Here is a 26,004-nt window from a genome sequence, read left to right as displayed (position 1 = left end):
GGAGGGGGAAGGGGTGAAAAATGAAACCGGGCCCGCGACGCTGCGGGCCCGGTTCGGGGGTAGTTACTACTTAGCCCTCGATGCCGATCTTGCCGTCCTTCTTCCAGACCACAACGCAGGCTGGGCGCGGGATGGAGTCGCCGCCCTCAGGCCAGTGGGAGGTCTGGTTCTCGTAGGTGGCCTCGTCGGTCTCGCCTGGGTGCTGAACGTTGACCATCACGCGGTCGTCGTCAACGATAGGACCACAGGTCTCAGCGCCAGCCGGAACGGTGAGGAAGCACTTGAGCTCGCCGCGGTTGTCGCCCTCGGTGGTCACGGCGTACAGGCCGTCGTTGGAGTCCAGGGCGTTGCCGTCGGTGGAGACCCACAGCAGGCCGTGGTTGTCGAACGCGAGGTTGTCCGGGCAGGAAATCGGGGAGACCTTCTCCTTGTCGAAGCCGCCGAAGTAGGTGGACGCTTCCTTCGGGTCACCACAGACCAGCATGAGGTTCCAGGTGAACTCCTCGCCAGCGTGGTCGTCGTCCATCTCCATGACCAGGCCGTTCTTGTTCTCCTTGATTGGAGCGTATTCCTTGACGTCCTCCAGGCGGCCGTTCTCGCCCTCGGCAGCGCCGCGGTACTTGTTGTTGGTCAGCGCGATGTAGACCTTGTTGTTGGTCGGGGAGACCTCAACGTCCTCCGGGCGGTCCAGCATGGTGGCCTTAACCTTGTCGGCAGCCTCACGGGTGAACACTGCGACCTCTTCGGCGGACATGCCGTCCACGTGGGACTCGAACTTGTTCTCGTCGGTGTTGGAGGTCAGCAGCTTAACCCACTTACCCTTGCCGTCGAATGCGCCGTCCTCCGGCAGAGCGCCGGAGCCGTCGATCTCGTCATCCTTGGAGTTGCCCTCGAAGGTAGCGACGTAGAGGGTGCCGTTGTCCAGGATGGTCATGTTGTGCTTCTTGTCGCCTTCCTTGTACTTCTTGGAGGAGACGAACTTGTACAGGTACTCGAAGCGGGAGTCATCGCCGGAGTAGCAGACCACGGTGTTGTCATCGAGGACGTGGACGTTGCCAGCCTCGTGCTTGAAGCGGCCGTTAGCGGTGTGCTTGACCGGGGTGGACTCCGGGTCGAACGGATCCAGCTCTACCAGCCAGCCGAAGCGGTTCGGCTCGTTCGGGGTCTTGGACACGTCGAAGCGGTCGTCGAACTTCTCCCACTTACGTGCGGAAGGCTCGTCCTTGAAGCCGAAGCGCTCGAGGGACTTCTGAGCCTTCTTGTCGTCCACCTTGGCGTTGCCGAAGTACTGGTCGAAGTTCTCCTCGCCGGAGAGGATGGTGCCCCACGGGGTCACGCCGCCGGAGCAGTTGTTCAGGGTGCCCTTGACGAGCTCGCCCTTCTTGTCCTTCTCGGTCTTCACCAAGTCGGTACCGGCAGCCGGGCCGACGAGCTTGAAGTCAGAGGTCGCGGTGAGGCGGCGGTTCAGCGGGCCGAACTCGCGCTTGAGCTCGCCGGAGCCCTCCACCTTGGACACCTCGAGGACGGTGAGGCCGTGGCCAGCCCAGCCGATCTTGACCTGGTCCTCGGTCGGGTTCTCGGCGTCGTAGTCCGGGAACATCTGCGGCTCGGTGGTGTACTCGTGGGAGCAGACGTAGACCATGCGGTTCTCATCGTCCGGGTGCTCCAGCAGACCAGCGAAGTCGTTGTTGAAGCCGAACTGCTTCTCAGCGTCCTCCGGCTTCTGGTTCTCCGGGTCGAATTCCGGTGCACCCTCGATGACCGGGTCGCCCCAGGCGATGAGCACTGCCTGCTCGTAGCCCTCAGGGATGACGACCTCGTCCTTGGTGTTCGGCTCAACCGGCTTGAACTGCATGCCCTCGTTGGACACGTGCTCGGTCTTGACCTCGGAGGTCTTCTGGGAAGAACCGGCGGAAGAGGAGGAGCCAGCAGCGTTGTCGGACCCCTCGGAGGAGCAGGCTGCCAGTGCAGCGCCGCCGCCGACGGTGACGACGGTCAGGCCGCCAGCGCGCAGAGCGGCGCGGCGGGACATCAGGTCACCGAAGTAGGTGTTGCCGGAGGTGTTCTCGCAGTCACCGAAGCAGCCGTTACCGCACTTGTAGGTGCAGGTCAGCTTGGAACGGGAGGAAGCAAACAGGTTAGAGAGAAGGTTACGGCCCTTGAGTGCCATGGTCATGCTCCAAATGGATAGAAATTTCGTTGGACTACGCAAGCATAAAATCACCACGTGGCCGCCCGGCTAGATCCAGGTGACAAGTTGTTGAACGTTGCGTAAACTCGCCTAAATTTGTCACAACAAAACTGGGGATTTTACCCCCATCGGGGTTGTTCATCCCGCGCATGGGAACAGCAATCAAACACAAACAATTACGCAACAATAATGTTTCCTAAATGGAGGGTGTCCGGAGGGGGTACTACTGAGCGGCACCCGGATCCCGTGCCCGCTCCTGCGTCTTTATCCGCTACCCTTAAGGGCGTGACTGAGCAGAAGACGACTGACAACAACCCCACCGCCGAACTCCCGGAGCAGCTGCGCATTCGCCGCGACAAGCGCGAGCGCCTCATCGCTTCCGGCACCGACGCCTACCCCGTGGCCGTCCCGCGCGATCTCTCCCTGCGCGAGCTGCGCGAGCAGTTCCAGGCCGTCCCGGAGGACTACGACGGAGAGAAGGTCGACGGTGTCACCTACCTGACCCCGGGCGAGGAAACCGACGTCGTCAAGTCCATCGCCGGGCGCCTTATCTTCATGCGCAACACCGGCAAGCTTTGCTTTGCGACGCTCCAGGATGGTGACGGCACCCAGGTTCAGGCCATGCTGTCCTTGGCTGAGGTGGGCGAGGACGCCCTGGCTGCCTGGAAGTCGGACGTCGACCTCGGTGACTTCATCTCCGTGACCGGCCGCGTCATCTCCTCCCGCCGCGGTGAGCTGTCCATCATGGCCACGAGCTGGACCATGGCGTCTAAGGCTGTCCGCCCGCTGCCCGTCTCCTTCGCCGACCTGGCGGAGGACACCCGCGTGCGCCAGCGCTACAACGACCTCATCGTCCGCGAGGATGCCCGCAAGAACGCCATGACCCGCATCAAGGTTATGCGCGCCCTGCGCCACTACCTCGAGGACCGGGGCTTCCTGGAAATCGAGACCCCGATGCTGCAGACCCTGCACGGCGGCGCCGCCGCGCGCCCGTTTGTCACGCATTCCAACGCGCTCGACATCGATCTCTACCTGCGCATCGCCCCGGAGCTGTACCTCAAGCGCGCCGTCGTCGGCGGCATTGACAAGGTCTTCGAGGTCAACCGCAACTTCCGCAACGAGGGCGTGGACTCCTCGCACTCCCCGGAGTTCGCCATGCTCGAGTTCTACGAGGCCTGGGGCGACTACAACACCGGCGCCGACACCACCCGCGAGCTCATCCAGTCCGTGGCGCGTGCGGTCTTCGGTTCCACCACGGTCACGCTTTCCGACGGCACCGAGTACGACCTCGGTGGCGACTCCTGGCCGGAGCTCGACATGTACGAGTCCCTCAACGAGGCCCTGGCGCGCAAGTTCCCGGGCCAGCCGGAAGTCACCATCGAGTCCACCGTGGACGAGCTCAAGGGCATCGCCGACGCCATCGGCCTCAAGGTCCCGGAGAAAGGCGGCTGGGGCCACGGCAAGCTCGTCGAGGAAATCTGGGAGCTGCTCTGCGAGGACCAGCTCGAGGGCCCGATCTTTGTCAAGAACTTCCCCGTGGAGACCTCCCCGCTGACCCGCGACCACCGCGAGAAGCCCGGCGTGACCGAGAAGTGGGACCTCTACGTCCGCGGCTTTGAGCTGGCCACCGGCTACTCGGAGCTCGTTGACCCCGTCATCCAGCGCGAGCGCTTCGAGGACCAGGCCCGCCTGGCCGCCAACGGCGACGACGAGGCCATGGTGCTTGATGAGGACTTCCTCGCCGCCATGGAGCAGGGCATGCCCCCGAGCGCCGGTGTGGGCATGGGCATCGACCGCCTCCTCATGGCGCTCACCGGCCTCGGCATCCGGGAGACCGTCCTCTTCCCAATGGTCAAGCCTGAGCCGAAGGCCTAACCGCCCTACAACAGCCACCACAAGCCGCGCGCCCGCGCGGCTTTTTCGGCATAGTAAGAGTTATGTTTACTGCTCTCTCTTACTCTCGCCGCACCCTCGGCGCGGCCGCGGCGGTCCTGACCACCGCGGCCATGCTGACCGCCTGCTCCAGCAGCGACGACCAGGCCGCGCCCACCACCGTGGTCACCGTCACGGCTGACACCCCGACCACCACCAGTAAAGCGGCGCCGTCCATGAGCGCGAAACCCGCCACGTCCAGCGCCAAGACTACGGCCGCCGCAACCACCGCCACCGACGCCGCGCCCGCCTCCGGCTCTTGCGACCTCTCCGAGTTCCAGGCCATCAATTCGCACATCAATCACGTGACCACTTGCAACGGTAAGTTTGCCGACGCCGGCCGCATGCAAACGGACATGGTGCTCTACTTCGAGTTCGTTGATGGCGCCTGGCAGCAAATCCCCGCCGCCGGCGAGAACCTCGACGGTATGTCCATGGCTTGCTACGACGTCGATGCTCTTAAGCAGCGCGGCCTGCCCACCAGCATCGCGGAGCGCATGGCGCAGTGCGACCCGAATGAGTACTACGACCCCGCCGCGCACGAGGCGTCAGCAAGCGAGAATGGCTCCTGCACCTCCAGCGATGGCTACGACGTCACTCTCTCCGGAGACATCGATTGCGCTGAAGCCCACAAGGCGTTTGATTACTATGCCAACCACCTGAGCGAAGGCGGTGGTAACACGTTATACCTGACTTTTGATGATTGGACCTGTAACTCCCCAACGGTGATGCGGGCGCAGGAGCTTAACGCCGGAACGGTGTGCTGGAGTAGCGGGGGCCAGGCCCTGTTGCACAACCTCTGATGTTGGTTGCGGGAACTGGGGTCGATGAGGAGGTGCGGGGGCAGCGTGCTCAGTGTAACGGCACACCACTTTCCGGGGCAGCGTGACGTGCATTGCAGCGATGCAGGTGGGGAAATAAAACAGGCGTAGTATCGCGTTGTTTGGACAGCTGAAAGAAACGGCTGCAATGAAACGAAAGATGAGGAAATCTCCATGGCGGAGCAAACAAAGAAGATGACCCCAGAGGTCACCATGAGCCTGGTGGTGCTCGTGGCGGCGGCCACCGTCATGATCTTGAACGAGACGTCCCTGTCTGTGGCGCTGCCTGCCGTCATGGCGGACTTTGGTATTCCGGCAACGTCCGCGCAGTGGCTGACCACCGGCTTCATGCTGACGATGGCAGTGGTTATCCCGACCACGGGCTTTCTTATTGAGCGCTTTAGCACCCGCCAGATTTTCGTGGCGTCGGTCCTGCTGTTTATGGCGGGCACGACGCTGGCGGCGCTGGCGCCGACGTTCCTCGTGCTCTTGGCCGGGCGCGTCATTCAGGCGTCCGGCACGGCGCTGGCCATGCCGCTGCTGATGACGGTGACCATGACCCTGGTGCCGCCGCAGCGGCGCGGCACCATCATGGGCATTATCTCCGTGGTGATTTCCGTGGCCCCGGCGTTGGGACCGACAGTTGGCGGACTGATTCTGGATAGGTTTAGCTGGCACTTCATCTTTTGGTTCATGCTGCCGCTGGGGCTGCTGATCCTGGCGTTGGGAGTGGCCAAGCTACCCAACGTAGGTGAGACCCGCGAGACCCCGCTGGACGTGCCGTCCGTGGTGCTGTCCGTGTTCGCTTTCGGCGGCCTGGTGTATGGCCTGTCGTCGATTGAGCAGATGCTGGCGGGCAACGCCACCGTCCCGGTCGTCGTGACCGTGGTCGGCGTGGTGTCGCTGGTGTTCTTCGTGCGCCGCCAACTGGCCCTGGCCAAGGACAGCCGCGCGCTGTTGGACCTGCGGCCATTTACCATCCGCAACTACACCATCGCGGTAGTCATTATGCTGCTGGCCATGGGCTTGCTGCTCGGTTCCGTGACGGTGCTGCCCATCTACCTGCAAACCTCCTTGGGCGTGACGGCCATGACTGCCGGCCTCGTGGTGATGCCCGGTGGCCTGTTGCAGGGCCTGCTCTCGCCGATTATCGGCCGCATCTTCGACTCCGTGGGACCGCGTCCGCTGATGATCCCGGGTGCCCTGGCTATGGCCGTCTCCATCTGGCTGTTGTCCCTCCTGGGGGAGGACGCTGCACTGTGGAAGGTGGTAGCAATCTACATGCTCTTCGCGGTGAGCGTGGGCTTCATGATGACCCCGCTGATGACCACGTCCCTGGCATCGCTCCCGCAGGAGCTCTACTCACACGGCTCCGCGATCCTGACCACCCTGCAGCAGCTGGCCGGCGCGACCGGCACGGCGCTGCTTATCGTGGTGCTCACCCGCGGTACCCAGCTGGGCGAAGAGTCCGGCCTCGGCGAAGCCGCCGCCACGGCGCAGGGCGCGAGCTGGGCGTTCATGGTCGGCGGCACGCTGGCCGTGGTGGCCGCGGCGATGACCCCGCTGGTCAAGCGCGTGCGCGTCGACGCAGAGGAGACTGCGCCGGTCGCACCGGGTGACGCCTAGCGAGCGGCTTGTGGCCGCTGCGCTGTAGGTCGGGATCTAAAGGTCGGGAAGAGCTCGTTGGGGGTTGGAGAAAACTGCTCCTACCGTTGGCACGCGATGGCTAGTTTGTTTAGGGCGCCACATTCCTGAACTGGGAAAGCAACGGTGCCCCCAACATCTCGCAAATGAATTGAGGCCTACTTCTTCTTGTTCTTAAGAGACAAGATAAGAAGAACGACTATGGCAATCAATAAAGCTGGAATGAGGATAGCGATGCTGAAACTGCCAAGTATAGTTAGGGACTCTAACATGTAGCCTCCTTAAGGTTTAGTGGTCATGCAAGCTCAGTTCCCGGCCTACTCCTACTCATCAGCTTCATTTGAGGTTACTCGAGTGACTACCGGAGCAAGTCCCATCCATCCCGCTGCGTAGAGTCTCAACAATGCCGTAGGCCCTCGCAACCTTGACACCGACCCGCTAGATCCGACCTTCGGCTTTTCCGCCCTAGCGCGCGGCGGCGGCGAGCAACTCCAGCACGTGGCGGTAGGGCTTGCCGGTGGCGCGGGTCAGCCCGATCTCGCACGTGCGGTTGCAGGAGGCGTGCGCGTCCGCGTCGAGCGCCTGGGCCTCCGCCGCCTCTTCCTTCGTCGAGGACGCGGTGAGCTCCGGGTGGAGCATGCCGCGGTCGCCCGCGAAGCCACAGCAGTGCCAGTCCAGCGGCACGTGCACCTCGTGCGCGCAGGCTTCCGCCAGCGCGGTGAGGTGGCCGTTGATGCCCATCTGCGTCGAGGAACAGGTGGGGTGCAGGGTCACCGAGTCGTAGGCCTTGGCCACGTCCAGCTTGTCGACGATCTCTTCCGCCACGAACCGCACCGCGTCCATGACTGTGGCATCGCCGCTCACGCTATCGTCGCCGGTGAGCATGTCCGCAAATCCGTCGGTGCAGCTTGACGCGTCGGAGATGATCGGCAGCCCGCGCAGCTCCGGGTGGCTCTCGAGCGCCTGGCGTACACTCGCTGCGACCTTGCCGGACATCGTGGCGTGGCCGTCCGCCATGCCCTTCGACGACCAGGGCGTGCCGCAGCACAGCGAGTCGATGTTGTCCGACACGAACAGCTTCAGTCCCGCCTTGGCGAGCAGTTCCTGGAAGGCCCGCGGGGCGCCGTCGCCGCCGCGGACAGGTCCGAACATCGTGTTCACGCATGCCGGCAGGTACATGCCGGCGAGCGTGCCGTCCGCCGCGCCGACGAACTGCCCTCCGCGCTCCCCGCGGCCCCGACCCGTGCCGCCACGTGCGGTGCCACCGCGGGGGAGATCCTTGGTATACAGCGGAATCGTGTCCGGGTCCACGACCACACGCCCGATGCCGGTCACTCCCTGAACCAGGGCGGGCGGCAGCGCACTCGCCGCGGTCAACGCGGCGGCTGCGCCCTTGGTCGCCGGTGCCCACGCCTTCGCCGCCGCGTTCCACACCTTCTGTTCCGCTGGGCTGGCGTCCGTGCGGCGCAGGGACTTGATGAACTTACCCGTATCGATATTCACCGGGCACGCCGTGGCGCACATGGAATCCACCGCGCAGGTCTGCACGCCGGGGTAGAGGTGGTTGTCGTCGATCTCCTTGACCGCCGCGGTATCGCCGAGCGCCTCCGCCTTGGCGCGGGCGCGGCGCACCACGATGCGCTGGCGCGGGGTGAGCGTGAGATCCCGCGACGGACACACGGCCTCGCAGAAGCCGCACTCCACGCAGTTGTTGATCTCGTCCTCCACCTCTTCCGGGTGCTTGAGGTTCTTCAGGTGGATCTCCGGGTCGTCGGTGATGATGACGTCCGGGTTCATCCAGTTCTGCGGGTCCACCGCGAATTTCAGCTCGCGGGCCACCTCGTAGAGCTCGTCGCCGTACTGGCGGCGCACGAACGGTGCCATCACGCGGCCCGTGCCGTGCTCGGCCTTGAGGTTGCCCTCAAATCCCAAGACCAGGTCCACCAGGTCATCCGTGAACTCTTGGTAGCGCTTGAGGTTCGCGTCGCCGTAGAAATCGTCGGTCATGGTGAAGTGTAGGTTGCCGTCGCCCGCGTGGCCTAGGATCAGCGCGTCGCGGTAGGAGTACTTGGCAAACAGCTCGCCCATGGAGTTCACGGCGTCGGTAAGGCGCGCGACGGGCACCGCGATATCCTCGATGAGCGCCATCGTTCCGGTGGGGCGGGACTCGGCCATGATGGGGTACAGCGACTTGCGGAACTTCCAGGCCCCGGCGCGCCGGGCCTCGTCCGTGAAGAACTCCGCCGGCGTGAACAGGTTGTGCTCGGCCATGATTCTGCCGCCGATGCGCTCGAGCTCGCGCAGCTCCTCGAGGGTATCGGTGTGGTACTCCACGATCATCGCGGTCTGCCCCTGCGGGTCGAAGCCGTGAATCTCCTGCGGCGTACCCGGGATTTTTTGACCTTCAATGATCGACTTGTCGTCGAGAAGCTCCAACGTGGCCGCGCCCGATTCCTTGAGCGCGGGCAGGGCGTCGGTGGCCGAGGTGAGGTTGGAAAACACCGCCATCGCGGTCGTCGCGAAGCGCCGCAGCGGGATGGTGTGGAAGGTGGCCTCCGCGATGAACGCCAGCGTGCCCTCCGAACCCACGAGGAGGTGAATGAACTGTTCTACCGGGGAGTCGTAGTCCAGGAAAGAGTTGAGCGTGTAACCAATGGAATTCTTGATGGCGAAATGCCGCTCGATAATCGCCACGGACTCCGGGTTGGAGCGCACACGGCGCGTCAGTCGCTGCAGGGTGTCCACCAGCTCCGGCTCCGCCTCCGCGAAGCGACGGTCCGCGTCCGGGTCCGCCGAGTTGATTGTGGTGCCGGACGGCAGCACGAAGGTCATCGACTCGATCGTCTTATACGAGTTGAACTCGGTGCCACACGCCATGCCGGAGGAGTTGTTGGCAATCACGCCGCCGATGGTGGCCACGGATGTCGATGCCGGGTCTGGCCCCAGCTTGTAGCCATAAGGTGCCAGCCGCAGGTTGACGTCATCGATGGTCAGGCCCGGCTGCACGCGCACACGCTTGCCACCATCCAGGATGTCCATGCCGCGGAAGTGCTTGCGCACGTCCACCATCACGCTATCCGACGCCGCCTGGCCCGACAACGACGAACCACCCGAGCGCAGCGTCACCGGGATGCCCCGTTCGCGCGCCGCGGCGAAGATCCGGCCAACCTCCTCCGCAGAGGTGGCCTCCACGACGGCGGCCGGGGTGTAATCGTAGTGCGACGTATTCGAGCCGTAGGCTGCGCGGTAGACCAAATCCGTCTTGACCTGGTGCGCGTCGCCCACAGCGTGCTCGAAGCAGCCACGGTAATCAATGCTGCCGTCAACGGGGAATGCGGACGTGTGTGAGGTGGTGTGTGTCGGTGCGGTCATGGTGCACAGGGTAGTGGCTTGCCGACGCCCCCGCTGGGCTTTCGGGGATTGAATTCTTCCGCTCCGCAGGGCCGGCGGCGCGGTGTTCGCTATGGGCGTACATGGACGATGAGCTGCGTAAAGGGCGCGAACTCACGTTGCGGATCAGGAAACGGTGGATGGGTTCGCGGGGCCGGGCGTTATGGTGGGTATAAGCGAAAAACATCTTTAGTATCTAGGGGACAGCGAAACATGTTTGAACGGTTTACAGACCGCGCCCGCCGCGTCATCGTTTTGGCGCAAGAAGAGGCGCGCATGCTCAACCACAACTACATCGGCACCGAGCACATCCTGCTGGGCCTGATTAGCGAGGGCGAAGGCGTGGCCGCCAAGGCCCTGGAGTCCATGGGCATCCAGCTCGAGGACGTCCGCCGCGAGGTGGAAGAGATTATCGGCCACGGCAACCAGCCGCCGACGGGCCACATCCCGTTCACCCCGCGCGCCAAGAAGGTCTTGGAGCTCTCCCTGCGCGAGGGTCTGCAGATGGGCCACAAGTACATCGGTACTGAGTTCCTGCTGCTCGGCCTCATCCGCGAGGGCGAGGGCGTAGCCGCACAGGTCCTGACCAAGCTCGGCGCTGACCTGCCGCGCGTGCGGCAGACCGTTATTCAGCTGCTGTCCGGTTACGAGGGTAACCAGGAAGAGGGCGGGAACGGCATGGCTGGCGCAGGCCCGGTGGGGGCAGGCGCGGCGTCGGCAGGCTCCCTGGGGCGCTCCATGTCCGGCAACCAGAACCAGGGCGGGGACCGCTCCAACTCGCTGGTGCTGGACCAGTTCGGCCGCAACCTGACCAAGGCGGCGAAGGAAGGCAAGCTGGACCCCGTGGTGGGCCGCGCTTCCGAAATTGAGCGCATCATGCAGGTGCTCTCGCGCCGCACCAAGAACAACCCGGTGCTCATCGGTGAACCTGGCGTGGGTAAGACCGCCGTGGTCGAGGGCCTCGCCCTGGACATTGTCAACGGCAAGGTCCCAGAGACCCTGAAGGACAAGCAGGTGTACTCCCTGGACCTGGGTTCCCTTATCGCCGGCTCCCGCTACCGCGGTGACTTCGAGGAGCGACTGAAGAAGGTCCTCAAGGAAATTAACCAGCGCGGCGACATCATCTTGTTCATCGACGAGATTCACTCCCTCGTAGGCGCCGGCGCGGCCGAGGGGGCCATCGACGCTGCCAGCTTGCTCAAGCCGAAGCTGGCCCGCGGCGAGCTGCAGACCATCGGCGCGACCACGCTCGAGGAGTACCGCAAGCACATCGAGAAGGACGCTGCCCTGGAGCGCCGCTTCCAGCCGGTGCAGGTGGGCGAGCCTTCCCTCGAGGACACCGTGGAGATCCTCAAGGGCCTGCGCGACCGCTACGAGGCGCACCACCGCGTCTCCTACACCGACGAGGCGCTGCGCGCCGCCGCCAGCCTGTCGGACCGCTACATTAATGACCGCTTCCTGCCGGACAAGGCCGTCGACCTGCTCGACGAGGCCGGCGCTCGCATGCGCATCAAGCGCATGACCGCGCCGAAGGGCCTGCAGGAGGTCGACGACCGCATCGCTGCCCTGCGCGCCGAGAAGGAAGCGGCCATCGACGCCCAGGACTTCGAGAAGGCAGCCGACCTGCGCGAGCAGGAGCGCCAGCTCACCGAGGAGCGCTCCGAGAAGGAACAGGAGTGGCGCTCCGGCGACCTCCAGGACATCGCCGAGGTGGGCGAGGACCAGATCGCCGAGGTGCTCGCACACTGGACCGGCATCCCGGTCTTCAAGCTCACCGAGTCCGAGACCTCGCGCCTGCTCAACATGGAAGACGTACTGCATAAGCGCATCATCGGCCAGGACGAGGCGGTCAAGTCCGTCTCCCGTGCTATCCGACGCACCCGCGCCGGCCTCAAGGACCCGAAGCGCCCGTCCGGTTCCTTCATCTTCGCCGGCCCGTCCGGTGTGGGTAAGACGGAGCTGTCCAAGGCGCTCGCAGAGTTCCTGTTCGGCGACGAGGACTCCCTGATTTCCATCGACATGGGCGAGTTCCACGATCGCTTTACCGCCTCCCGTCTCTTCGGTGCCCCTCCGGGCTACGTCGGCCACGAGGATGGTGGCCAGCTCACCGAGAAGGTGCGCCGCAAGCCGTTCTCCGTGGTGCTCTTCGACGAGATTGAGAAGGCTCACAAGGAGATTTACAACACCCTGCTCCAGGTGCTGGAGGAAGGCCGCTTGACCGACGGCCAGGGCCGCGTGGTGGACTTCAAGAACACCGTGCTCATCTTCACCTCCAACCTGGGCACCCAGGACATCTCCAAGGCCGTGGGCCTGGGCTTCACCTCGGACAACGAGACGGATTCCACTGCGCAGTACGAGCGGATGAAGAACAAGGTCAACGACGAGCTGAAGAAGCACTTCCGCCCCGAGTTCCTCAACCGTATCGACGACGTGGTGGTCTTCCACCAGCTCACTCGCGAGGACATCGTCAAGATGGTGGACCTGCTCATCGCGCGCACCGACAAGCAGCTGGCCGAGAAGGATATGGGCATCGAGCTCACCGAGAAGGCCCGCAACCTGCTGGCGCAGCGCGGCTTTGACCCGGTGCTCGGCGCGCGTCCGCTGCGTCGTACCATTCAGCGCGAAATCGAGGACACCCTGTCGGAGAAGATCCTCTTCGGCGAGTTGGGTGCCGGCGAAATCGTGACGGTGGACGTCGAGGGCTGGGACGGCGAGTCCAAGGACGACAAGGGCGCGACCTTCACGTTCACCCCGCGTCCGCGCCCGCTGCCGCAGGACACCTTCGGCACCGACGGCGATACCGAGACCCGCGACTCCGACGGCGAGTCCGATCAGGTGCTCGTCCCCGGCGGTTCCGTGCAGAAGGACATCGTGGGCCCCGGCTCCTCCAAGCCTGAGGGTGGCGCCGCCACCGAGTAGCGCTCACGCAGCCCGGCCCGCTTAGCCAAAACCCGAGCGACGCTAACCCAGCAGCCGCGCGCAGTTACTGTGCGCGGCTTTGCCGTTGAAGCGGTCTAGGAGGAAGTCCACGCCCTGCGGTGCGGAGAGCAGGTAGCCGGTGGCGTGGTTGGCCGCGGTCTTGCGCACCGGGCCGCCGGTGTGCACGGGCAGGAACGTGATGTTCTCACCCGCCGCACAGTGGCGCTGGCCCAGCTGGCGCGCCTGGCGGTAGGGGACCGTCTGGTCCGTCGGTGTCGCGCCAATGAGCATCGGCGCGTTGAGCCGGCGATACCCCAGCTTCTGCTCGCGCAGCACGCGGCGCAGGCCGTCGTTGCGGTCCATCAGGTCGCCGAAGGACTCGCCCGTCTTAGTCAGCGAGCGCGAATCCGTAAAGCCCCACGTCGCAATCGAGTCGCCCACGCACGCGAACGCCGCCGAACGCAGAAAGCGTTTACCGCGCGCGTTGAGGTTGCGGAAAATCTCCGCGCGGAATTCCGCATCGCGCGACGCGAAGCCGTTAATCCCGTAGCCCATGACGTGGGCGATGTCGCCGCCGTCCACCGCGTGCATCACCGCGGAGAGGTCGGCCACTGGGGCGCCCGCGTAGGTGCCCTTGACGTTGAGGTCCGGCGCGTAGGTCGCGGCGTGTTCGGCTGCCGCCGCCGCGGAACCGCCGCCCTGCGAGTAGCCGAAGAAGCCCACCGGCGCATCGGCACCCGCGCCCGCCAGCTTGAGGCCCGCCCGCGCCGCATCCAGCACCGCGTGCGCGGACTCAATGTTGTTGACGTACGTGTGGTGCCCCGGCGTGCCCAGCCCGATGTAGTCGGTGACAATCACCCGCACGCCGTGCTCCACGAATGGCACCTGCGTGCCGTATTCGTAGTTGGCATTGAGGTGCCCGCGCTCGAAGCTGCCGATGAGGAAGTGCGATCGCGACGGCGCGCACGTGTCGCCCGCCCCGCGCGTCCCCGGCGCCATGATGACGGTGGGGCGCTCGCCGCGCCCGCGCCACGGAACGGACGGCTCGAACAGCATTCCGGTCACTTGTGCCGCGTCGCCGTGTTGCGTGGTGGACAGATAGCGGAACTTTGTGGCCCGCACGCGGTTGCCGCTGGAACCGTACTCCACCAGGTGGCTAGCCGGGCGCGAACCCAGCACGGTCCCCGGCACTGTGCCCGCCGTGCCCGCCGACGCCGCGGCGGCAACCGGCGCCAGACCCACCACCACGGCGAGGATCGTCAGTGTTGCCAAGAGAGAGCGAATCAGAGATGCAGAAAAGTTCACGCACTTAGACTAAACGGTGGTGCGCTAGAATACATCGCCATGGGTCTGTATTTTCGCAAACGACAAAAAATGGGCAAGAACAGCTGGATCAACCTCTCCGGTTCCGGAGCGTCCGGCTCCACCAAAATTGGTCCCGTGACCATCAACAGCCGCGGCGGCTACTACGTCAACCTGCCAGGTGGCCTCAATTTTCGGGGGCGGTGGCGCTAAAGCGCCACCGCCAGCCACAAGGGCGCCAGCTACAAGGATCACCGCGGCAGGCTGAAGCGCCCGTCGTCGTCCTGCTCCGCGAGGCCATCCTCGAGCAGGGAGTACAGCGCTCGGGAGCGCTGCGCGGCGTCGGGCCATATCGCGTCGATGTCGGCCTGGGCCACCGGTGCCTCCGCCGCGCGCAGCACCGCCATGATCTTGCCGCGCACCTGCCGGTCCGTGCCCTCGATTTTCTGCCCCCGCCGCTTCGCCTGCGCCGCCTCGTCCGCCGACGGTTGCGGACACCCCGCCCGCTGCCACGCGCAGGAAGCCTTTAGCGGGCAGACCCCGCAGTCTGGGTTCTTCGCCGTGCACACCAGCGCGCCCAGCTCCATCAACGCCGCGGATAAACGGGGGCCGCGAGCCCCGGCGGCGTCGAGAAGCGGCGCCACCTGCGCCAGCTCCTTGCGTGACGCCGCAGGCTGCAGGAACACGCCCGTCACCGCGCGGGCGTGGACCCGGCGCACGTTCGTATCCACCACCGGCACGTTGCGGCCGAAGGCGAAGCACGCCACCGCTCGCGCCGTGTAGTCGCCGATGCCCGGCAGCGCCAGGAGCTCATCGACGTCGTCGGGCACCACCCCGCCATGTTCGTCGCGGATGGCCTGCGCCGCCGCATGCAGACGCAGCGCGCGCCGCGGGTAGCCCAGCCGATCCCACGCCCGCAGCACGCTGGCCTTATCCGCCGCCGCGAAGTCCGCGGGCGTGGGCCAGCGCCGCATCCACTCCTCCCACTGCGGCGCCACGCGCGCCACTGGTGTCTGTTGGCTCATGACCTCCGAGAGGAGGACGCCCCACGCGGAGGTGCCGGGGCGTCGCCAGGGGAGATCGCGTTCGTTGGCATCGAACCAGGACAATATTGCGCGGATATCAGCGGTAGACAGTGGGGAATTCATAGTCGGGGCATAAGTATAGGTGCTTATACTAAAGCCCATGACTTCTATTGATTCCGCAACTACACCACAGCACGTTTGGGACGCGTTGAAGGAAGGCAACGCCCGCTTCGCCGCGGACAACCCGCAGCGCCCCAACACCGATACCCAGCGCCGCAGCCTGCTCGTCGAGGGCCAGGACCCGCGCGTGGTGGTGCTGTCGTGCTCGGATTCGCGGGTGCCGGCGGAGCTCGTGTTTGACCTCGGGCTTGGCGATGCCTTCGTGATCCGCACCGCCGGTCAGGTGCTGGACAATGCGGTGCTGGCGTCGGTGGAATTCGCGGTGGAGAACTTAGGCGCCAGCCTGCTCGTGGTCATGGGCCACGAGTCCTGCGGCGCGGTGAAGGCCACCGCTGGCGTGCTCGGCGGCGCGGACGTGCCGCAGGGCTACCAGCGCACCATCGTGGAGCAGGTGGCGCTGTCTACGAAGCTGGCGCAGCGCGCGGGAAGCGCGGAAAGCGCGGACGTCGAGCGCGAGCACGTGGTGCAGATCGTGGAGCTGTTGCGGGCCCGCTCGCCGAAGCTGCAGGAAAAGCTTGCCGACGGCTCGATGGGCATCGTCGGCCTGCGCTACCTGCTCGGCGACGGCAAAGTAGAAGAGATCGTCCTGGATGGCGTGGCCTAGTACAGGGCTACGCCTGCCGCTAGGTAGTTAAGACACGCGGGCGCCGCTTGCCAAGTTGGGGTGAGGGCGCCCTTTAACATAAGGATTGTGTCTAAACAGTCTCCTCGCCGCTTGCCCCGCGAGATCTACGTGCGCCGCCGCGTGGCCGCGCTGGTGATCTTGCTTGTTGTCATTGCCCTGCTCATCTGGGGTTTGACGGCGGCGTTCGGTGGCAAGGGCGGCGACCAGGCGGAAGGAACTAACGCTACCGACACCGCGGCCACCGCGGAGTTGACCACCCCTGCGTCTGACTCCCCGGCCACGGACGCTCCAGCTACTGAGTCCGCGCCTGCGACCGAGAATACCGAGAATACCGAGAACACTGAGTCCACGTCCGCCGCCAAGCCCTCGCCGTACGAAGACGCGGACAAAAAGAAGCACTCCAAGGACAAGAAGTCCTGCAAGCTCGAGGACCTGAAGATCACCGCATCCAGCGATGAGTCCACCTACAAGAAGGGTCAGCAGCCCACCTTTTACATGACGGTGGACAATCCCACGTCCTCTGATTGCGAGATTGACCTGGACAAGGACGAGCTGCGTTTCGAGGTCTACGACCTGTCCACCAATAAGCGCGTGTGGTCCGATACGGACTGCTACCCGTCGGTGCTCACGGGTGAGGAGAAGTTCGAAGCGGGCAAGAAACGCCACTTCGAGGCCGTGTGGTCCCGCATGGGCTCCGCCCCGGAGCAGTGCCGTGACCGCAAGCCTGCACCCGCGGGTGGCTACTTCCTGCACACGGTCATCGGCAACAACCCGTCGCCCGCGCTGACGTTTAACCTGCGCTAGGACCGAGCTTTCGTCAGTCCTCGAGCAGCGCGATGGCCTCGCTGAGAGTTGCGGCCTGGCGCACCCTGAGCCCCGGTATAGAGACCTTTTCTCCGGCCGGGGCGATGGCGTTTTTGTATCCCAGCCGCGCGGCTTCGCTGAGGCGGCGTTCCAGATTGGGCACGCGGCGCAGCTCGCCGGCCAGGCCGACCTCGCCGATGACCACGGTCTTCGGCGGCAACGAGTGCTCGTGCAGCGAGGACCAGGTAGCCAGCGCCACCGCCAGATCCGTGGCGGTCTCGTTGATGCGCATGCCGCCAACCGTGGCCACGTAGGCATCCTTGTCATTGGTGCGCTGGCCCGCACGCGCCTGCAGGACCGCGAGCACCATGGGCACGCGGTTGTGGTCTAAGCCTGTGACGACGCGGCGCGGGTTCTTGGCCACCGGATCTACCGTCAACGCCTGTACCTCCGCGACGATGGGGCGCACGCCGTCCATGGCCACCGTCACCGCGGAACCGTCCGGGGTATTCCCGCGGTGCGACAGGAACAGCCCCGACGGGTCCGGAACCTCCTTGATGCCCGCGGCGGTCTGCTCGAAGCAGCCCACCTCGTCCGTGGCGCCGAAGCGGTTTTTGATGCCGCGCAACATGCGCAGACTGGACTGCCTATCGCCTTCAAAATTCAAGACAACGTCCACGAGGTGCTCCAGTACCCGCGGGCCCGCCACATTGCCGTCCTTGGTCACGTGTCCCACGAGCAGGATGGGGATGCCGGTGGTCTTGGCCAGCGTGGTCAGCGCGGCGGTCACCGCCCGGGACTGGGCCACGCCGCCGGCCACGCCCTCCACGCCCGCGGCGTGCATGGTCTGCACAGAGTCCACGATGAGCAGCGAAGGCTTGAGCTGTTCCACGTGCCCGAACACCACGTCCAGGTTGGACTCGGCAGCCAGAAACAGCGTCTCATGCAGCGCGTCTGTGCGTTCGGCGCGGGCGCGCACCTGCCCCGCGGACTCCTCCGCAGTGACGTACAAGGCGCGCCGCGGCGCGCCTTGTACGTCCTTTTCCTGCGCCCACCGCGAGGCCACCTCCAGGAGCAGAGTGGACTTGCCCACGCCCGGCTCGCCCGCCATGAGCACCACGGAACCTGGCACGATGCCGCGTCCCAGCACCCGGTCCAGTTCCCCAATGCCGGAACGCAGCGCGGCGGACGCCGTGGCTTTCACCGCCGTGATCGGCTGCGCCGGGGCGGTGGGGGTGAGCCCCTTGACCAGCTGGCCGCCCACCGCGGCCGCGGCCACCCCGGCCCCGCCTTTGCCGTCGAAGGCGCTCGGCGCGGACTCCACGAGCGTGCCCCACGAGCCACACTCGGGGCAACGACCCAACCACTTGGGAGATACGTAGTCACACTCAGAACAGGTGTGCACGGGACGGGACTTTTTAGCCATACCCAGAACTCTACAACCCGCCCTAGACATCACTGCGTCGAACGCCGAACGCCCCCGCAACCGTGAGGCAGCGGGGGCGTCGGACAGCTATGAAAATCAGGGCGCTTTAGTGGTGCGCGGAAGGAGCCTTGGTGGTGTAGCCTTCGGTGGACTTGGCGTCGCGGTTCTCCTCGCCAGCAGTCAGCTGCGGCGCGATGATAGAGGCGTTGAGCTCCACCTTGCCGTTGTCGAAGGTGAAGCTCACCGGGCGGGAGCCGCCGTAGGCGAAGTCATCGTTCTGAAGGGTGGTGGTCACGTACTGGATGCAGCCGGAGCCCTCGCCTTCCTTAGCCTGCGGGTAGGACTCCAGGCCCTTCTTGGAATCGCCCACCACGCGGCAGTCGCGGCCGATCTCCTTGACGGAGCCCATCTGCACCGGCTTGCCGTCGACCTCAACGGAGGACAGCTTGTGCTTTTCCTCCTTATAAGCCTGGTTCACGGCGGTGAACTTCAGAGCCGCGTCATTGGTCTCCGGGTCCACGACGATGGTGACGTCCCGAACGGCCATGTTTCCGTCCTCGGTCACACCGCTCTCGCCGTCAACAGCCGCGACCTGGGACGAGGTCTGGGTGATCTGGCCACCGGAGCAGGATGCGAGGGTGAGTGCAGACATGGCAGCAACAGATACAATTCCGCCACGGCGGACAGCCGTAAACAGGGACTTCACTTCGAGCGTCCTCCATCAGATTTGGATATAAGCGTTATCAGCCCCTTACCTTAGTATCTTTTCGCCCCGAGTACACAGTTAATAGGGGAGGGCATTCGTCACATAGGGGCAATAAGCGGGGGTAGTCGCCGGTTGTTCAGGGGACGTCGACCGTCCAAGGTGGGGCTCTGGTAAAATCGTTGCCCTAAGTCTGCCTTGCGCGCGAGAGCGTCGCAGGAGCGCGGGGTGGGGACATCCCGCGCCGCCAGGTGGAAGCGACACGGGACACAATAGGGAGTGGCAATGGAATTTAAGGTCGGCGAAGTCGTGGTCTACCCGCACCACGGCGCGGCACGGATTGAGGCTATCGAAACCCGCGAGATGGGCGGCGAGACCCTGGAATACCTCGTCCTGGCTATCAACCAGTCCGACCTCGTGGTCCGCGTGCCCTCCAAGAACGCCGAACGCGTCGGCGTGCGTGACGTCGTGGGTAAGGAGGGCCTGGAGAAGGTCTTCTCCGTCTTGCGTGAGGAAGACGTCGAAGAGGCCGGCAACTGGTCCCGCCGCTACAAGGCCAATCAGGAGCGCCTGGCATCCGGTGACATCAACAAGGTGGCCGAGGTTGTCCGTGACCTCTGGCGCCGCGATCAGGACCGCGGCCTGTCCGCGGGCGAAAAGCGCATGCTTACCAAGGCGCGCAGCATCCTCGTCGGCGAGCTCGCCCTGGCGGGCCCGCTGGATGAGAAGAAGGCCGACACCATGCTCGAGGAAATCGACGCCACCATCGAGCGTCACCGCGCCGCCGGCCTGGTAGATGACAAGTCCGTGACCACCGACGTTGACGTGGACGTGGACCTGGACGACCTGAGCTTCGACGACGAAGACTAAACGGCCATGCCCGCTCCCGCCCGTCGCGTCATTGGCATCGTCGCCGCCGCAGGCCAAGGCACCCGCCTTGGCGCCGCGGTGCCGAAGGCCTACGTCCCCCTGCGTGAGCGCCCCCTCGTGGTCCGCTCCGTGCGCGCGATGCTCAACTCCGCCATCGTGGATGAGGTCATCGTGCTCATCTCCCCGGAGATGGAGTCCTACGCCCGCGAGCTGCTGACCAAGCACGGGCTTGTCGACGCCGAGATCCCCGTTCGCTTGGTCCATGGTGGCGGCGAACGCGCGGACTCGGTCTGGTGCGGGCTCCAAGCTATTGCCGACGACGACGCGGTGGTGCTCATCCACGACGCCGCCCGCGCGCTCACCCCGCCCGGCATGATTGCCCGCGTGACGCGACGCGTGCTTGAGGGTGCGGACGCAGTCATTCCCGTGCTGCCGGTCAGTGACACCATCAAGGTCGTGGCCGCTAGCAGCGACGATCGCGGGGAAGGGACACCGCTGACCGTTGCCTCCACCCCGGATCGCTCCCAGCTGCGCGCCGTGCAGACCCCGCAGGGCTTCGACCTGCGCCAGTTGCGCGCCGCCAACGAGAAGTACTTCGCCCTGCCCGACCCGGAGTTCGTGGCCACGGACGACGCCTCGCTCATGGAGTGGTTCGGCGTCACCGTCGAGTGCGTCACGGGCGACCCCATGGCGCTCAAAATCACCACCCCGCTAGATCTGAAGCTGGCACAATCAATCGTGGACGAAGCCGAACCAACAATTTTTGAGGTACCTAGTGACAACTCCCGCCCCCAGCCCCAATAACTTGCCCATCATCCCGCGCGTTGGGATTGCCACCGACGCCCACCAGATCGAGGCGGGCAAACCCTGCTGGATCGCGGGCATCTTGTTCGAGGGCCAGGATGGTTGCGAGGGACACTCGGACGGCGACCTCGTTGCCCACGCCATCGTGGACGCCCTGCTGTCCGCCTCCGGGCTGGGTGACCTGGGTTCCTTCGTGGGCGTCGATAAGCCCGAGTACAAAAACGTCAGCGGCGAGCGCCTGCTCGTGGACGTGTGCGCCCTCTTGGAAGACAATGGCTTTATCATCGGCAACGTTGCCGTCCAGCTCATCGGCCAGACCCCAAAGATGGGGCCGCGCCGCGAAGAAGCCCAGCGTGTACTTTCCGGCCACCTCGGCGCGCCCGTGTCTGTGTCCGCCACCACCACCGACCACATGGGTTTCACCGGCCGCGGCGAGGGCCGGGCGTCGGTAGCAACCGCCGTGGTGTGGAAGAACCAACAGTAGGATGAACAGCGTGACTCTAGCTATTTACGACACCGCCACCCGATCCGTCCGCGACTTCGAACCGCTGCGCCCCGGCCACGCCTCGGTGTACCTGTGCGGCGCGACCCCGCAGGCCAAGCCACACATCGGCCACCTGCGTTCCGGAGTGGCCTTTGACGTGCTGCGCCGCTGGCTCGCGGCCTCGGGCTTTGACGTGGCCTTCGTGCGGAACGTCACCGACATTGATGACAAGATCCTCACCAAGGCCGCCGAGAACAACCGTCCATGGTGGGAGTGGGTATCCACCTACGAGCGCGAGTTCACCAAGGCCTACAACCTCCTCGGCGTGCTGCCACCGTCCGTGGAACCCCGCGCCACCGGGCACGTCACCCAAATGGTGGAGTACATGCAGCGGCTTATCGACGCCGGCTTTGCCTACGCCGCCGAGGGCTCCGTCTACTTCGACGTGGCCGCCTGGTCCGCCGCCGCGGGCAGCGACTACGGCGCGCTGTCCGGCAACAAGGTGGAGGAGATGGAACAGGGCGAGGGTGCCATCAGTGGCAAGCGTGGCCCGCAGGACTTCGCGCTGTGGAAGGCCGCCAAGCCCGGCGAGCCCTCCTGGCCCACCCCGTGGGGCGCCGGCCGCCCCGGCTGGCACCTTGAGTGCTCCGCCATGAGTACCTTCTACCTGGGCGGCGAGTTCGACATTCACTGCGGCGGCCTGGACCTGCAGTTCCCGCACCACGAAAACGAGATGGCGCAGTCGCACGCGGCCGGCGACGGCTTCGCGCGCTACTGGATGCACAACCACTGGGTCACCATGGTCGGCGAGAAGATGTCCAAATCCTTGGGCAACGTGCTCGCCGTGGAAAACATGCTGGAACTGGTGCGGCCGGTGGAGCTGCGCTACTACCTGGGGTCCGCGCACTACCGCAGCGTGCTCGAGTACTCCGAGGACGCGCTCACCGAGGCCGCGGCGGGCTACCGCCGCATCGAGGACTTCGTGCAGCGCGCCACCAAGCACGGCGAGGTTCCAGTAGGGGAGTGGACGCCCGAGTTCGCGGCGGCGATGGATGACGACATCGCGGTGCCCAAGGCGCTCGCGGAAGTCCACAACACGGTCCGCGCGGGCAACAAGGCATTGGCCGCGGGCGAGGTGGATGCGGCGCTGGAGATAGCGGCGTCGATACGCGCGATGGCGGGCGTGCTGGGCGTGGATCCCCTGGACGAACAGTGGGCCACGGAATCGTCCGATTCGGCAATGGTGACCGCGCTGGATAAGCTGGTGCAGACAGAACTCGAGCTGCGTACCTCCGCGCGCGCTTCCAAGGACTTCGCCACCGCCGACGCGGTGCGCGACCGCCTGGCCGCGGCGGGCATCACCGTCACCGACACCGCTGACGGACCCACCTGGCAGCTCAACACCTAGGTTAGGACAATTCATATGGCACGCACTCACGGACGAGGCGGCGCTGGGCCGCGTAAGACAAACAAGAAGGGCCAGGTCAAGGGCTCTGGCGGCGTGCGCCGCCGCGGCCTGGAAGGCAAGGGTGCGACGCCGAAGGCCGAGGACCGCGTCTACCACAAGGCGCACAAGCGCAAGCTGGAACGCCAGCGTCGTGACTCCGGCCGCCATGAGCAGGACAAGGCGGAACTGGTCGTCGGCCGTAACCCGGTGGTGGAATGCCTTCACGCGAAGGTGCCGGCTACGTCGCTGTATCTCGTGCAGGGCACGCGTTCCGACGAGCGCCTCACCGAGGCCGTCGCCATCGCTAACGGGCGAAACATTCCGATTGTGGAGGTCCCGCGCCACGAGATGGACCTGATGACCGGCAACGGCATGCACCAGGGCATCGGCCTGCAGATCCCACCGTTCAAGTACGCGGACGTGGAAGACCTTGTGGGTGACGTTGCTGCCACGGGCGAGAACGGCATGTTTGTGGTGCTGGACAACATCACCGACCCGCGCAACCTGGGCGCGGTCATCCGTAGCGTGGCGGCTTTTGGTGGCCACGGCGTGGTCATCCCGGAGCGCCGTTCGGCCTCGGTGACCGCGGTGGCGTGGCGCACCTCGGCGGGCACGGCGGCGCGCCTGCCCGTGGCGCGCGCAACCAATCTGACCCGTACGCTGAAGATGTTCCAGCAGAATGGCTACCAGGTCGTTGGCCTGGACGCTGGTGGTGAGCACACACTGGATACCTACGACGGCGGCGCGGACAAGGTGGTCATCGTCATTGGTTCTGAGGGCAAGGGCATCTCGCGCTTGGTCCGCGAGACCTGCGACGTCATCATGTCCATCCCGATGACCGCATGGGTGGAGTCCCTGAACGCTTCCGTCGCGGCTGGCGCGGTGCTCAGCGAGTTTGCGCGCCAGCGCCGCCTGGCCGACTAATACCGCTTTGTGCTACTGATGGCGAGGTTTGCTTACAGTTTTTCTGTACACAAACCTCGCCATCAGTAGCTTTTCGGATCATTAAGCGCAGAGCACCTAGAAGCCGAAGAAACCACGCACCGCGTCCGCCGCCACAAAAGACGCAGTGTTCGCGCCCAGCCGCGGGCTCACCTCGTTGCCGCTCGGGATGACGTGGCCCATACCGTCTACGGACCACAGCTCCACCGGCTGTGCACCCTCCCAGCGCACGCGCTCCACGTCCGCATAAGGCCGCGACACCGCACCCGTGGCACAACCATTGGCCTGCGCGAACCACTCCGCCGACTCGCGCGCCGACAGCACACTGCCGCGCGACTTCGCCGCGGACAGCGCCGCCTCCCCGCCGCTGATCGGCGCAATCCGATCCCCAGTGCCGTGCAGGAACATCACGGGCGTTGGCTCGTAGACGTCAAGCGGATTCGTCGTGGCCAGGTTGTCCCGCGTGGGCATGGTCGCCGCAAACATGCAAGCCCCGTGCAACAGACCGGGGGCGTCGATAAGCAGGCGCATCACCATGTGACCGCCGTTAGAGTACCCGCACGCGAACACCGGGCCGCCGTAGCGCCCGACCAACTCGCGCGTGAAATCGACGTCGTCCACGCCCATCTCGCGGGTCTTCTCCGGTAGCCTGGCGCGCCCGTCGTTGAAGTGGTTGTGCACGCCGCTGGGGTAGATGACGCGCGTGCCCGGGAGTCCATCGAACGTGCCGGCGGTAAAGCGCCGAATCACATTGCCCGACTGCAGCGAGCCATGGAAAAACAACAACGTCCGCTCCACCGGGCCCTCGGGTTCCACCAGGACGTACTGGCGTTCGAGGCCGTCGTGGAGCAGACGCTCGCGGGTCACCGTTACACTCACGGCGACCAAGTCTAGTCGGCGGGGTGCGGGCAATCATGATGCCCCGCGCGCGCCCGCTTGGCGACGGCCGCCTCATCCCGCTGCGCCTTCTTCCCACGCGCGGAGCCCACCGCGCGGCACACCAAGTAGATGACAAAGGAGATGGTGGTGACAAACACCGACACCGGCAGCCCCGGTGCCAGCGATAGCACGAAGCCACCCACCGCCGCCACCAGTGCAAAAACGGTGGACCAGGCCACCGCGCGCAGCGGCGAGGAAGTAATCTGCACAGCGGCCGCGCCGGGCGTGATGAGCAGCGCCATGACCAACGGCGCGCCCACGATCTGCACCGACTGCGCGGCGGTCAGGCCGACGAGCACCGCGAAGCCCACGGACAGCGCGGACACCGGCACATCCGCGGCTTTGGCGAGCACCGGGTCGGCGGAGGCGAAGAGCAGCGGGCGCCAGAATAGCGCGACCAGCCCCACGACCACCGCGGTGGTCGCCGCCAACAGCCCCAGCGACGCCGTGGACACTCCCACAATCTGGCCGGTAAGCAGTGACATCGCGGTGGAGGAATTGCCGGGGTAGAGGTGGATGAACAGCACCGAGAGGCCCAGGCCGAAACTCATGACCACGCCGATGGCGGAGTCCTGCTGGCCGCGCAGGCCCAGCACCGCCAGTAGCACCGCCGCGACAATGGAGCCGACGATCGCGCCGAAGCCAATATTGAGACCGAAAAACAGCGCCGCGGCCGCGCCCATGAGCGCCAGCTCCGAGGTGGCGTGGACCGAAAAAGACATCTGGCGTAGCACAATGAGCGAGGTCATGACGCCGGACAAGAGCCCCAGGAGCACGCAGGCCAGCAGCGAATCCTGCACGAAATCCACCGCCAATAGATACTGGGTGTCTTCCAGAAATTGCGCGAAGGTCATACGACCACCAGCCTTCCGTTGACGCGCGCGACCTCGACGTGGGCGCCGTAGAGCTCCGACAGGACGTCGGAACGCATGACCTCGTCCACCGTGCCGATGGTGTGGCCGTTCGGCGCGAGGTAGACCACGCGGTCGACCACATCGAGCACCGGGTTGATGCCGTGGGTGACAAAAATGACGGACGTTCCCTGCGCTTTCCGACGCTCGTCTAAACGGTGCACCGTCTCCTGTTGCCGGGCCAGGTCCAGGCTGAGCAGCGGCTCGTCGGCGAGGATGAGATCGGGGTCGGCGGCGAAAGCCTGCGCCTGACGCACCAGCTGTTGCTGGCCGCCGGAGAGTTGGCCGACGCGGCGGTCGGCCAGGCCCTCCGCGCCGACTGCGGTGAGCGCGTCCAGCACCCGCTGACTGGATGCGCTGCGGCGGCGCAGCACGCCGTGGGCCAACGACAAAGAAACCAAGTCTCGTGCGCGCAGCGGCAAGTCCGCGGGGAACATGCGCTGCTGCGGGATGAAGCCCAGCCGGGCGTTGACGTCCACGGACCCGGAGGTGAGCTCGCGGGTGCCAAGGATCGTGCCCAGCAGCGTTGATTTGCCGACGCCGTTGGGGCCTAAGATAGCGATGAATTCGCCGCGGTCCACCCCGAGGTCCAGGTCGGACCAGAGGGGTGCTACCGCGGCGGAATGGAACTGGATGAGCACTGTG

At 65.5% G+C, this 26,004-nt stretch carries 21 protein-coding genes; 12 read left to right on the top strand and 9 right to left on the bottom strand.

Annotated features, from left to right (window positions below; genetic code table 11):
* Positions 1–70 precede the first annotated feature (70 nt).
* Entirely contained in the window at positions 71–2,170 is a 2,100-nt protein-coding gene (locus tag H0194_RS04035) for a PhoX family protein (protein WP_185176878.1), read from the bottom strand.
* A gap of 306 nt (positions 2,171–2,476) precedes the next feature.
* Between H0194_RS04035 and lysS the strand changes: the two genes are divergently transcribed.
* The 3 genes from lysS to H0194_RS04020 all read left to right on the top strand — a co-directional run bounded on the left by lysS (position 2,477) and on the right by H0194_RS04020 (position 6,570).
* Positions 2,477–4,066 carry a lysine--tRNA ligase gene (gene lysS / locus H0194_RS04030; protein ID WP_246389061.1) on the top strand — a complete coding sequence of 530 codons (1,590 nt, stop codon included), beginning with the start codon at positions 2,477–2,479 and terminating at the stop codon, positions 4,064–4,066.
* A 62-nt stretch (positions 4,067–4,128) separates the two neighbouring features.
* Positions 4,129–4,926 (top strand): hypothetical protein, encoded by a 798-nt coding sequence (locus tag H0194_RS04025; RefSeq protein WP_185176534.1) that lies wholly within the window; start codon positions 4,129–4,131, stop codon positions 4,924–4,926.
* A gap of 192 nt (positions 4,927–5,118) precedes the next feature.
* Positions 5,119–6,570 carry an MDR family MFS transporter gene (locus H0194_RS04020; RefSeq protein WP_246389060.1) on the top strand — a complete coding sequence of 484 codons (1,452 nt, stop codon included), beginning with the start codon at positions 5,119–5,121 and terminating at the stop codon, positions 6,568–6,570.
* 483 nt (positions 6,571–7,053) lie between these two features.
* On the opposite strand, the gene H0194_RS04015 is transcribed toward H0194_RS04020, so the two are convergent.
* Positions 7,054–9,960, bottom strand: coding sequence for an FAD-binding and (Fe-S)-binding domain-containing protein (locus tag H0194_RS04015; protein WP_185176533.1), 2,907 nt, complete (start codon positions 9,958–9,960; stop codon positions 7,054–7,056).
* A gap of 231 nt (positions 9,961–10,191) precedes the next feature.
* Between H0194_RS04015 and H0194_RS04010 the strand changes: the two genes are divergently transcribed.
* Entirely contained in the window at positions 10,192–12,897 is a 2,706-nt protein-coding gene (locus H0194_RS04010) for an ATP-dependent Clp protease ATP-binding subunit (protein ID WP_185176532.1), read from the top strand.
* 42 nt (positions 12,898–12,939) lie between these two features.
* Here H0194_RS04010 and H0194_RS04005 read toward each other — a convergent pair whose 3' ends face one another.
* Entirely contained in the window at positions 12,940–14,202 is a 1,263-nt protein-coding gene (locus tag H0194_RS04005) for a lipase family protein (RefSeq protein WP_246389059.1), read from the bottom strand.
* A gap of 39 nt (positions 14,203–14,241) precedes the next feature.
* Here H0194_RS04005 and H0194_RS04000 point away from each other — a divergent pair, with 39 nt between their 5' ends.
* Entirely contained in the window at positions 14,242–14,412 is a 171-nt protein-coding gene (locus H0194_RS04000; RefSeq protein WP_185176531.1) for a DUF4236 domain-containing protein, read from the top strand.
* Between the two features lie 38 nt (positions 14,413–14,450).
* Here the strand turns inward: H0194_RS04000 and H0194_RS03995 are convergent, their stop codons facing one another.
* Positions 14,451–15,347, bottom strand: a complete 897-nt coding sequence (locus H0194_RS03995) for an HhH-GPD family protein (RefSeq protein WP_281382572.1) — start codon at positions 15,345–15,347, stop codon at positions 14,451–14,453.
* A gap of 37 nt (positions 15,348–15,384) precedes the next feature.
* Here H0194_RS03995 and H0194_RS03990 point away from each other — a divergent pair, with 37 nt between their 5' ends.
* A complete protein-coding gene (locus tag H0194_RS03990; protein ID WP_185176530.1) occupies positions 15,385–16,008 on the top strand; it encodes a carbonic anhydrase in 624 nt (207 codons plus the stop codon).
* A gap of 87 nt (positions 16,009–16,095) precedes the next feature.
* Positions 16,096–16,833, top strand: a complete 738-nt coding sequence (locus H0194_RS03985; protein WP_185176529.1) for a hypothetical protein — start codon at positions 16,096–16,098, stop codon at positions 16,831–16,833.
* Positions 16,834–16,846: 13 nt separating this feature from the next.
* Here H0194_RS03985 and radA read toward each other — a convergent pair whose 3' ends face one another.
* On the bottom strand, positions 16,847–18,259 hold the full coding sequence (gene radA / locus H0194_RS03980) for a DNA repair protein RadA (RefSeq protein WP_185176528.1): 1,413 nt from the start codon (positions 18,257–18,259) through the stop codon (positions 16,847–16,849).
* Positions 18,260–18,365: 106 nt separating this feature from the next.
* Entirely contained in the window at positions 18,366–18,911 is a 546-nt protein-coding gene (locus H0194_RS03975; RefSeq protein ID WP_246389058.1) for a hypothetical protein, read from the bottom strand.
* Positions 18,912–19,247: 336 nt separating this feature from the next.
* Between H0194_RS03975 and H0194_RS03970 the strand changes: the two genes are divergently transcribed.
* From H0194_RS03970 to rlmB, 5 genes are read left to right on the top strand one after another with little or no spacing between them, the layout of a single operon-like run.
* The gene (locus H0194_RS03970) at positions 19,248–19,832 is read left to right on the top strand and encodes a CarD family transcriptional regulator (protein WP_185176526.1); all 585 of its coding nucleotides are present in this window, start codon (positions 19,248–19,250) and stop codon (positions 19,830–19,832) included.
* Between the two features lie 6 nt (positions 19,833–19,838).
* On the top strand, positions 19,839–20,636 hold the full coding sequence (gene ispD, locus H0194_RS03965) for a 2-C-methyl-D-erythritol 4-phosphate cytidylyltransferase (RefSeq protein WP_185176525.1): 798 nt from the start codon (positions 19,839–19,841) through the stop codon (positions 20,634–20,636).
* Positions 20,608–21,120, top strand: a complete 513-nt coding sequence (gene ispF, locus H0194_RS03960) for a 2-C-methyl-D-erythritol 2,4-cyclodiphosphate synthase (RefSeq protein WP_425486446.1) — start codon at positions 20,608–20,610, stop codon at positions 21,118–21,120. Before ispD ends, ispF begins: the two co-directional genes overlap by 29 nt.
* A gap of 10 nt (positions 21,121–21,130) precedes the next feature.
* Positions 21,131–22,528, top strand: a complete 1,398-nt coding sequence (cysS, locus tag H0194_RS03955) for a cysteine--tRNA ligase (RefSeq protein WP_185176524.1) — start codon at positions 21,131–21,133, stop codon at positions 22,526–22,528.
* A gap of 15 nt (positions 22,529–22,543) precedes the next feature.
* A complete protein-coding gene (gene rlmB, locus H0194_RS03950; RefSeq protein ID WP_185176523.1) occupies positions 22,544–23,491 on the top strand; it encodes a 23S rRNA (guanosine(2251)-2'-O)-methyltransferase RlmB in 948 nt (315 codons plus the stop codon).
* Positions 23,492–23,587: 96 nt separating this feature from the next.
* Here rlmB and H0194_RS03945 read toward each other — a convergent pair whose 3' ends face one another.
* The 3 genes from H0194_RS03945 to H0194_RS03935 are packed head-to-tail and all read right to left on the bottom strand — an operon-like array spanning position 23,588 to position 26,000.
* A complete protein-coding gene (locus tag H0194_RS03945; protein WP_246389057.1) occupies positions 23,588–24,388 on the bottom strand; it encodes a CE1 family esterase in 801 nt (266 codons plus the stop codon).
* An 11-nt stretch (positions 24,389–24,399) separates the two neighbouring features.
* Positions 24,400–25,302, bottom strand: a complete 903-nt coding sequence (locus H0194_RS03940; protein WP_185176522.1) for a metal ABC transporter permease — start codon at positions 25,300–25,302, stop codon at positions 24,400–24,402.
* Positions 25,299–26,000, bottom strand: a complete 702-nt coding sequence (locus tag H0194_RS03935; protein WP_185176521.1) for a metal ABC transporter ATP-binding protein — start codon at positions 25,998–26,000, stop codon at positions 25,299–25,301. The genes H0194_RS03940 and H0194_RS03935 overlap by 4 nt, the downstream gene beginning before the upstream one ends.
* Positions 26,001–26,004: the final 4 nt, after the last annotated feature.

The sequence above is a fragment of the Corynebacterium incognita genome (genome assembly GCF_014217255.1).
GTDB classification, from domain to species: domain Bacteria; phylum Actinomycetota; class Actinomycetes; order Mycobacteriales; family Mycobacteriaceae; genus Corynebacterium; species Corynebacterium incognitum.
The sequence above is the reverse complement of the archived record's forward strand: the minus strand, read 5'-3'. Positions and strand labels throughout refer to the sequence as shown.

Coding starts and splice junctions, on each gene's coding strand:
- H0194_RS03940 (WP_185176522.1), bottom strand. CDS start 25,302: ATGACCTTCGCGCAATTTCTGGAAGACACCCAGTATCTATTGGCGGTG.
- H0194_RS04025 (WP_185176534.1), top strand. CDS start 4,129: ATGTTTACTGCTCTCTCTTACTCTCGCCGCACCCTCGGCGCGGCCGCG.
- ispD (WP_185176525.1), top strand. CDS start 19,839: ATGCCCGCTCCCGCCCGTCGCGTCATTGGCATCGTCGCCGCCGCAGGC.
- H0194_RS04020 (WP_246389060.1), top strand. CDS start 5,119: ATGGCGGAGCAAACAAAGAAGATGACCCCAGAGGTCACCATGAGCCTG.
- H0194_RS04015 (WP_185176533.1), bottom strand. CDS start 9,960: ATGACCGCACCGACACACACCACCTCACACACGTCCGCATTCCCCGTT.
- H0194_RS03970 (WP_185176526.1), top strand. CDS start 19,248: ATGGAATTTAAGGTCGGCGAAGTCGTGGTCTACCCGCACCACGGCGCG.
- H0194_RS04010 (WP_185176532.1), top strand. CDS start 10,192: ATGTTTGAACGGTTTACAGACCGCGCCCGCCGCGTCATCGTTTTGGCG.
- radA (WP_185176528.1), bottom strand. CDS start 18,259: ATGGCTAAAAAGTCCCGTCCCGTGCACACCTGTTCTGAGTGTGACTAC.
- H0194_RS04035 (WP_185176878.1), bottom strand. CDS start 2,170: ATGGCACTCAAGGGCCGTAACCTTCTCTCTAACCTGTTTGCTTCCTCC.
- H0194_RS03995 (WP_281382572.1), bottom strand. CDS start 15,347: ATGAATTCCCCACTGTCTACCGCTGATATCCGCGCAATATTGTCCTGG.
- rlmB (WP_185176523.1), top strand. CDS start 22,544: ATGGCACGCACTCACGGACGAGGCGGCGCTGGGCCGCGTAAGACAAAC.
- H0194_RS03990 (WP_185176530.1), top strand. CDS start 15,385: ATGACTTCTATTGATTCCGCAACTACACCACAGCACGTTTGGGACGCG.
- H0194_RS03975 (WP_246389058.1), bottom strand. CDS start 18,911: ATGTCTGCACTCACCCTCGCATCCTGCTCCGGTGGCCAGATCACCCAG.
- H0194_RS04000 (WP_185176531.1), top strand. CDS start 14,242: ATGGGTCTGTATTTTCGCAAACGACAAAAAATGGGCAAGAACAGCTGG.